Genomic DNA, 3,666 nt, shown 5'->3' on the forward strand with positions numbered 1-3,666 from the left:
AGATGCAAACTTCGGGCAAACATGTCGCGAGATCGCGAACTCATACTCACTCGTCATCGCCCGGCTTGACCGGGCGACCCAGTATTCCAGAGACGTCAATGATCGAATCGAGAAGCCGCGGCGTACTGGATCCCCGCCTTCGCGGGGATGACAGTCGGGTGTTGCGCGGCTACCTCCTCGTCATTGCCTGCGACAAACGCGAAGCGTTTGCGCAAGGGAGCGAAGCGACNAAGCTCGACGAGCGAAGGCGGAAGCAATCCATCTATCCCCGAGCCGAGCTATGGATTGCTTCGCGGAGCCTGTCATCGGGCGCGCATTCGTGCGACCCGTTGGGCGCCCAATGACGCGGAGAGAGCCATGTTACCACTCGATCCCCTCACCCTGAGGAGGCCGCATAGCGGCCGTCTCGAAGGGCGAGGCCACCAGCCGGGCCTCATCCTTCGAGACGCGCTTTGCGCTCCTCAGGATGAGGGTTTAAGAGCCGCCGCATCACACCGGCAGCGCGATCGAGTACTTCACCTGGCTCAGCGCAAAGCTCGACTCGATCGAGGCGATGCCGTCAAGCCGCGTCAGCTTGTTTTTCAGGAACGCCTCATAGGAGGAGAGGTCGGCCGCGACGACGCGCAGGAGGTAATCGCGATTGCCGGTCATCAGGTAGCACTCCAGCACCTCGTCCCATTTCGAAATCGCCTTGGCAAAGCGGTTGAGGTCCTCCTCCTTCTGCCGTGCCAGCTTGATCGAGATGAAGACGCTGACATGCAGCCCCAACGATTTCTGGTCGACGGTCGCGATGTAGCGGGTGATGACGCCGCGCTCTTCCAGAAGTTTCACGCGGCGATGGCAGGGCGATACCGACAGCCCGACCTTGTCGGCGAGCTCCTGCATGGTCATGCGGCTGTCGGATTGCAGGAGGCTGAGGATCTTGCGGTCGATGGCGTCGAGAGAGGGCATTGGGATGAACTCGTGGTTTTGGTGCCGATTGTGGTAAACTATCCCAATGTTGGGCGGTATGTCGCAGCAAATTGAGAATTTTGGTGTCCTGTCGCCCGCTAAAATCGGCGCATACTGAACGCCTCCGGAGCATGGCCATGCCGATCGAGCCCGCACGCCTGGAAACGCTGACCGCGCTGGCGCGCAAGGTGTTGTGGCTGTCGTCGTGGACCATCCATCACGCCAATCACGTCAGGCCCAATAGTGACGGGTTGAAGGTCGGCGGCCATCAGGCCTCGTCCGCTTCGCTCGCCAACATCATGTCGGCGCTGTACTTCTCCGTGCTGCGTCCGCAGGATCGCGTTGCGGTGAAGCCGCATGCGAGCCCGGTGTTTCATGCCATCCAGTATCTGTTCGGACACCAGACCCGCGAGAAGCTGGAGAATTTCCGCGGCTACAAGGGCGCGCAGTCCTATCCGTCGCGCACCAAGGACGCCGACGATGTCGATTTCTCCACCGGCTCGGTCGGCCTCGGTGTCGCGCAAACCCTGTTCTCCTCGCTGGTGCAGGATTACGTCACCGCGCATGGCTGGATGAAGGATCGCCCGGAGGGGCGGATGATCGCGCTGGTCGGCGACGCCGAGATGGACGAGGGCAACATCTTCGAGGCGCTGCTGGAGGGCTGGAAGCACGCGCTGCGCAACACCTGGTGGATCGTCGACTATAACCGCCAGAGCCTGGACGCCGTGGTGCGCGAAGGGCTGTGGGCCAAGTTCGAGACCATGTTCCGCAATTTCGGCTGGGAGGTCGTGATCGTCAAATACGGCCGCCTGATGCAGGCGGCGTTCGCCGAGCCCGGTGGCGAGGCGTTGCGGCGCTGGATCGATAATTGCCCGAACCAGATGTATGCGGCGCTCTGCTTCCAGGGCGGCGCGGCGTTCCGCAAACATCTGCAGGACGACATCGGCGATCAGGGGCCGGTGTCGCAGCTGATCGAGCGGCGCAGCGACGAGGAGTTGCTGGCGCTGATGTCCAATCTCGGCGGCCATGACATGGCCAGCATGATCGAGGCATTTGAATCGATCGATCACGACCGTCCCGTCTGCTTCATCGCCTACACCATCAAGGGCGTCGGCCTGCCGATGCAGGGCCACAAGGACAATCACGCCGGCCTGATGACGGTGGCGCAGATGGAGAAGTGGCGCGGCGCGCAGAACATCCGTCCCGGCCATGAATGGGACAAGTTCGAAGGCCTGGCGCAGGCACCGGCCGAACTCGAAGCATTTTTGGCGGCAGCGCCGTTCAATCAGGAAGGCCGTCGCCGATTGACTGCGCCCGTGATCGAGGTGCCGCAACAACTCACCTTCAAGCCGGCGGCGCAGATGTCGACGCAGCAGGGCTTTGGGCTGGTGCTCAACGAACTCGCACGCGGCGACAGCGAACTGGCTTCGCGCATCGTTACCGCATCACCCGACGTCACCGTGTCGACCAATCTCGGCGCGTGGGTGAACCGTCGCGGGCTGTTTGCCAAGGCCGAGAACCACGATCTATTCCGGCAGGAGAAAATCCCGTCCGCCTTCACCTGGGAATTTTCGCCGAAGGGGCAGCACCTCGAACTCGGCATCGCCGAGATGAACCTGTTCATCATGCTCTCGGCGCTCGGCCTGTCGCATCAGATCAATGGCGAGCGGCTATTGCCGGTCGGCACGCTCTACGATCCCTTTATCGAGCGCGGCCTCGATGCGCTCAACTATGCCTGCTACCAGGATGCGCGCTTCATGGTGGTGGCGACGCCGTCCGGCATCACGCTGGCGCCGGAGGGCGGCGCGCATCAGTCGATCGCGACGCCCCTGATCGGCATGGCGCAGGACGGGCTGGCCTCGTTCGAGCCGGCCTTCGTCGATGAGCTCGCTGCGATCATGGCTTTCGGATTCCGCCATATGCAGCGCGAAGGCGGCGAGGGTGGTTCGGTCTATCTGCGGCTGTCGACCCGCACCATCGACCAGCCGCAGCGGATCATGACGCCGGATTTGCAGCGCGACATCACCGAGGGCGCCTACTGGCTGCGCGCGCCGGGCCCGAACTGCGATATCGTGATCGCTTATACCGGTGCGGTGGCGCCGGAGGCGATCGAGGCGGTGGGCTTCATCGGCGAAAGCCACCGGGACGTTGGTTTACTGGCGGTAACCTCCGCCGACCGGCTGCATGCCGGGTGGTCCGCCGCGCGGAATTTGCGGCGCGATCGCCGTGGCATCCAGCATCTCAGTCACATCGAAAAGCTGCTGGCGCCGCTCGGCCGCGACTGCGGCATCGTGACCGTGATCGACGGCCATCCGGCCGCGCTCGGCTGGCTCGGCAGCGTCCGCGGCCACCGGCTCGAGGCGCTCGGCGTCGAGCAGTTCGGCCAGACCGGCACCATTGGTGACCTCTATCGCCACTACGGCATCGACGCCAACGCCATCATCGATGCCGCGGAAAGTCTGACGGTCGGGGCGCCGGTGCGGCACCGGAAGACGGCGGTGTGACAATTCTAGTCGTCCCGGCGAAGGCCGGGACCCATACGCCGCGGCCGTTGTTGTTTTGACGGGGCCCGACGGCTTTGTTTCACAACGGCCGCCGGTGGCTATGGGTCCCGGCCTTCGCCGGGACGACGAATTACGCACCTTGCCACCGTCGCGGCCCTGATCTTATATCCAGCGCCTGCCGCATCGCGGCACCCCGCATATGGCGGGGTGA

The 3,666-nt window shown here is 63.7% G+C and carries 2 protein-coding genes; one reads left to right on the forward strand and one right to left on the reverse strand.

Annotation, left to right across the window (positions count from 1 at the left end; translation table 11 throughout):
- Positions 1–489 precede the first annotated feature (489 nt).
- Positions 490–951, reverse strand: a complete 462-nt coding sequence (locus CQ14_RS19120) for an Lrp/AsnC family transcriptional regulator (RefSeq protein WP_057859368.1) — start codon at positions 949–951, stop codon at positions 490–492.
- Positions 952–1,088: 137 nt separating this feature from the next.
- On the opposite strand from CQ14_RS19120, the gene CQ14_RS19125 reads away from it, so the two are divergent.
- Entirely contained in the window at positions 1,089–3,455 is a 2,367-nt protein-coding gene (locus tag CQ14_RS19125; RefSeq protein ID WP_057859427.1) for a transketolase, read from the forward strand.
- Positions 3,456–3,666 lie beyond the last annotated feature (211 nt).

Origin of the sequence: Bradyrhizobium lablabi (assembly GCF_001440475.1) — a bacterium.
In the GTDB taxonomy this organism is placed as follows: Bacteria; Pseudomonadota; Alphaproteobacteria; order Rhizobiales; family Xanthobacteraceae; genus Bradyrhizobium; species Bradyrhizobium lablabi.

Bases quoted from the DNA above. Each gene is read 5' to 3' on its own strand.
- CQ14_RS19120 (WP_057859368.1), bottom strand. From the start codon at position 951: ATGCCCTCTCTCGACGCCATCGACCGCAAGATCCTCAGCCTCCTGCAA.
- CQ14_RS19125 (WP_057859427.1), top strand. From the start codon at position 1,089: ATGCCGATCGAGCCCGCACGCCTGGAAACGCTGACCGCGCTGGCGCGC.